Origin of the sequence: Acinetobacter sp. ABJ_C5_2 (genome assembly GCF_044538485.1) — a bacterium.
GTDB lineage: Bacteria > Pseudomonadota > Gammaproteobacteria > Pseudomonadales > Moraxellaceae > Acinetobacter > Acinetobacter nosocomialis_A.
This window is the reverse complement of sequence record NZ_JBIUCS010000054.1, coordinates 1-3,690: the sequence shown is the minus strand read 5'-3', so window position 1 is coordinate 3,690 and position 3,690 is coordinate 1. Positions and strand designations below refer to the sequence as shown.

General features: G+C 27.6%; 3 protein-coding genes and 2 pseudogenes. 1 reads left to right on the top strand and 4 read right to left on the bottom strand.

Going from position 1 to position 3,690, the window contains the following annotated elements:
• Positions 1–217: 217 nt before the first annotated feature.
• Positions 218–817, bottom strand: a complete 600-nt coding sequence (locus ACH8JV_RS19020) for a hypothetical protein (protein ID WP_396523181.1) — start codon at positions 815–817, stop codon at positions 218–220.
• A 151-nt stretch (positions 818–968) separates the two neighbouring features.
• Here ACH8JV_RS19020 and ACH8JV_RS19015 point away from each other — a divergent pair.
• A pseudogene (locus tag ACH8JV_RS19015) lies at positions 969–1,625 on the top strand (haloacid dehalogenase-like hydrolase).
• Positions 1,626–1,739: 114 nt separating this feature from the next.
• On the opposite strand, the gene ACH8JV_RS19010 reads toward ACH8JV_RS19015, so the two are convergent.
• From ACH8JV_RS19010 to ACH8JV_RS19000, 3 genes and pseudogenes are all read right to left on the bottom strand, one after another.
• Positions 1,740–2,423, bottom strand: coding sequence for a hypothetical protein (locus ACH8JV_RS19010; protein WP_396523179.1), 684 nt, complete (start codon positions 2,421–2,423; stop codon positions 1,740–1,742).
• A gap of 2 nt (positions 2,424–2,425) precedes the next feature.
• Positions 2,426–2,959, bottom strand: a complete 534-nt coding sequence (locus tag ACH8JV_RS19005) for a hypothetical protein (RefSeq protein ID WP_396523177.1) — start codon at positions 2,957–2,959, stop codon at positions 2,426–2,428.
• A 494-nt stretch (positions 2,960–3,453) separates the two neighbouring features.
• Positions 3,454–3,585 (bottom strand): annotated as a pseudogene (locus ACH8JV_RS19000) (SH3 domain-containing protein); the annotation flags it as partial.
• Between the last annotated feature and the right edge of the window lie 105 nt (positions 3,586–3,690).

The following is a 3,690-nucleotide window of genomic DNA, read 5'->3' as shown; positions in this document are numbered from 1 at the left end:
CAATAATATAAGATTTATCTTTTAAGTTTACTGAGTTAAAGTCTAAATAATTTTTTCTATCCAAATTTACATCACAATAACTGTGCATACTTATACAGCCAAATATAATGATAAATGTTAGTTTCATATCAAACGTTTATACTATCTAATTTATAAAGGTTAAAAACTTATGACTCTTGAATAGAGTTAAAGAATTGGTATAACAAAAAAATCTAAATTATAATTCTGGAATTTCTTTAAAATAAACTTTTTCCTTATCAGTACAAACACCATAGAACATACCAGAAAGATTATTTTTTGGATCTAGATCTTGCATATAGCTCTTACAATCAAGTAAAAGTTGCTTATTTTTCTTTATAAAAGTTAATTTTTGATATTGTCTAAAAGAATATCGATCATAGAAGTCATTAAGCACATACATATTACTTCTATAATTTTTTGATGGAATGTACTCAAAATTATCACCACCACCTATAGAATTATAATTTCCTAAAGTCTGAAATATCTTATTAGTTTCCATAACCAGCTTATTTTCATTATTAGTAATTATTTTCATTTGTGCCCAGCCTACTTCAACACCTTCCATAAAGATATTTTTATATATCACATAATATTTATCATCTTTTATTTTAATATAGAACTCATCGACAGGAGGTTCATATGCATGTAAAACATAAATCCCCTGATTCAATGTGTATTTCAGTTCTTTACATTTATTCTGAATAGTACAATACTTATACGAATAAAATGCAGCATTCGATATATTTGAGCACACTAAAAGACTAAAGCTCAGAAAGATAAAGGAGGCAATTTTCATTTATTAAACTCTATATTCAATATATTTTCAAAATTCTTATAAATAGTTGGTTATATTATAGGAAACTCTTATTAATTGCCAATTTAAAGAAGATTAAAAAACACCCATTTAGATATTAGTAAAATCATTACTATTCAATTTAGAGAAGTACATGAAAGAAATTGTTGTTTTTGACTTAGATGGGATATTACTATCGGTTGGCTCTACAAAGGCATGGTTAGCAGATAAATTGAAATCTAATATTTTTAGATTTATTGCTGCATTTATTGTTACACCCATCGCTTTACCTCTTATGAAATTTAAGAAATATAAATCTAAAGGTGCTTCATTGTATTTATAGATTGCAACGTATAGCTTGAATGAAGAAAAATTAGAATACAGTCTTAAGAATTTCTCGAAGAATATCAAAGACTCTCCTTCCAGTTCATTATATTGGTTTGAGCAAGGTATAGCCGAAGTTAAAGATCATTTAGCCAATGGAAGAATTGTGTTTATTGCCACGGCTGCACCAGAAAAGTTAGCGAATGTTTTACTCGAGTCTATCAATCTAGATGTACAAATTGTTGGTACTCCTCTACAAAAGAAACTAGGAGGATGGATAAGTGGGATACATTGCAGGTCTGAAGAAAAAGTAAGAAGATTGAATAAGCTTGATATCAAACAACCTTGGTTTGCAACATACAGTGATGATATTGATGATGACTTACCTATTCTGATTGGCGCTAAACTGCCCTATTTAATTAACGGGGATAGCAACAAAATTAAAAATATTAAAATCAACAATTTAAAAATATTAAATTGGGTTTAAGAGTTATGATATTGATATCATTTATAGAAGCCGTCTAATAACTATTTAATCAAAGATGGTATAGGCTATATAGGCACTTTTAGCAATAAAAGTACCTATATTACTCAAATCTTACTAATAATCTTTATATTTATTTCTTAAATCCAACAAACCTTTACTATATATTTCTTCATTTTCAGTACATGAGACTTGTAAATTCATATCTAGGTAGGTATAACGATGTAATAATTTTTCTTCATTATTATACCCTCCCAAAATATTAAAATGAGCACCTTCATTTGAAAAACATTCAGTTACAATATTAGGGATTCCATTCCCTATCAAATCAACTCCTCTAATTTTATTATTTTTATATAGAATCTGATCCTTATTTAATTCAAAACCATAACCACGAACTAACTCCTTACTTCTTTTATTAATATTATAAAAATAATTAGGCTCATCTGTAACAAAAGCTAATTCTGAAACACAATCACTACTATCTTTTTTCAAGACTGGATTCACAATATCATATTTAAATTTTTCGTCCTCTTTATAGATAATTACGATATCTCTATTAAGAGGTTTTTCACTTATAATACATCCTTCATCAGGATCTAATAATAAATAAATTTTATTATCTAAACCCTTTTTTACTTTTCTATTTTTTTCAGTAGATTCAATGAATTGGCTATTATTTACTTTCTTTATTTCAAAAGAATTTGCATAAGCTCCTTCAATTACATATTGAATAGTACATACGTTTAAACCTAATAAACATACAAAAATTAATTTTTCAAATTTAATTATTTTCTTCATAATTAATTCTCCTTGTACCAATCCCCTACTTTATAATAGTCCATACTAACTAAAGTATTGTTTTTTAAATAATTATTTAAAGCAGATTTAGCTCCTTCATATTCTCCATTTTTCGCACAACTTAAAGATACTTTAAAATTTTCTCCTTCATTTTGGGGTGAACTTACTTTTCTAAAATAAGAAAATGAACTTTTAGCATTATATGTAATCCATATTTCATCTCTATCTTCTTTATAGTATGCACGGTAGATATAATAAACATTTTCATTATATGAAACCTTAGAACACTCACCTGTTGACATCCATTGGTTATTCTTTGGTGTTAATTTCAATTGGTTTAATAGTTTCAAACGATCTTGGGTAGCATTACTTTTCCCATATTCCCAAATATTTTCACATTCTACCTCTCCTAAAACATTAAGAGATATAGAGGATTTTTCACTCCAATACTTCATACACTCGTTTGTACTTTCTGCATATAAACTTATGCTGTTTAATAGAATATAGGTACCTATTACTATCTTTAATACTTTCACTATCTGCTTAGTCCTTGATTCTGAAATTTCAAAATCTGATTTTAAAACAACATTTTCAATTTGTTCATTACTATCGTGGTCATGGTTGTGCTCATCATCACCTCCACAGCAGGTTTCATCTGGACTTTTCCTTGACCATCATTGATTATTTCTTAAACGATTTGTAATTTATCTAAAAGCTCATCATTTTTGCCTAATAAAAGAATTTCAATATTATCTGGATTATCCCTAAAGATTCGTCTAGCCCTTGCTGACTCATCAAGGAAGCCAATATATTCTGTTTTGTTCGTATGATTTAGACTTTATATTTAAATCCATTTTTTAATTAATTAGTACTAATTAATTCACTAAAATCAAATCTTCGACTATAAATTCCGCGCTCAGGCATGTTCGGCAATTCAATATTTACTGTTGCTCTATTCATAAATAAATGCTGCCTAGCTTTACTTTTATGCCCAATGAGTTAGCACATTCACCTATGCTGAGCGGGTATGGATTACTATGTCATTATTTAATTTGGACGTAACTTTCGAACTTAGGCTTAAATTTACTCTTACATTCATGCACCTACCCTTATCTTGAATAAAACCAAAATCAGCATATGAAGCCGTTATCAGTACAATCATAAGAAAAGTAAAAAGTATAAACTTAAGTTTTTTTATTAAGATAAGCTCACTCTTTACTTTGAATTTTCTATGATAGAATAATATTATCTTTCAAAATAATATTAC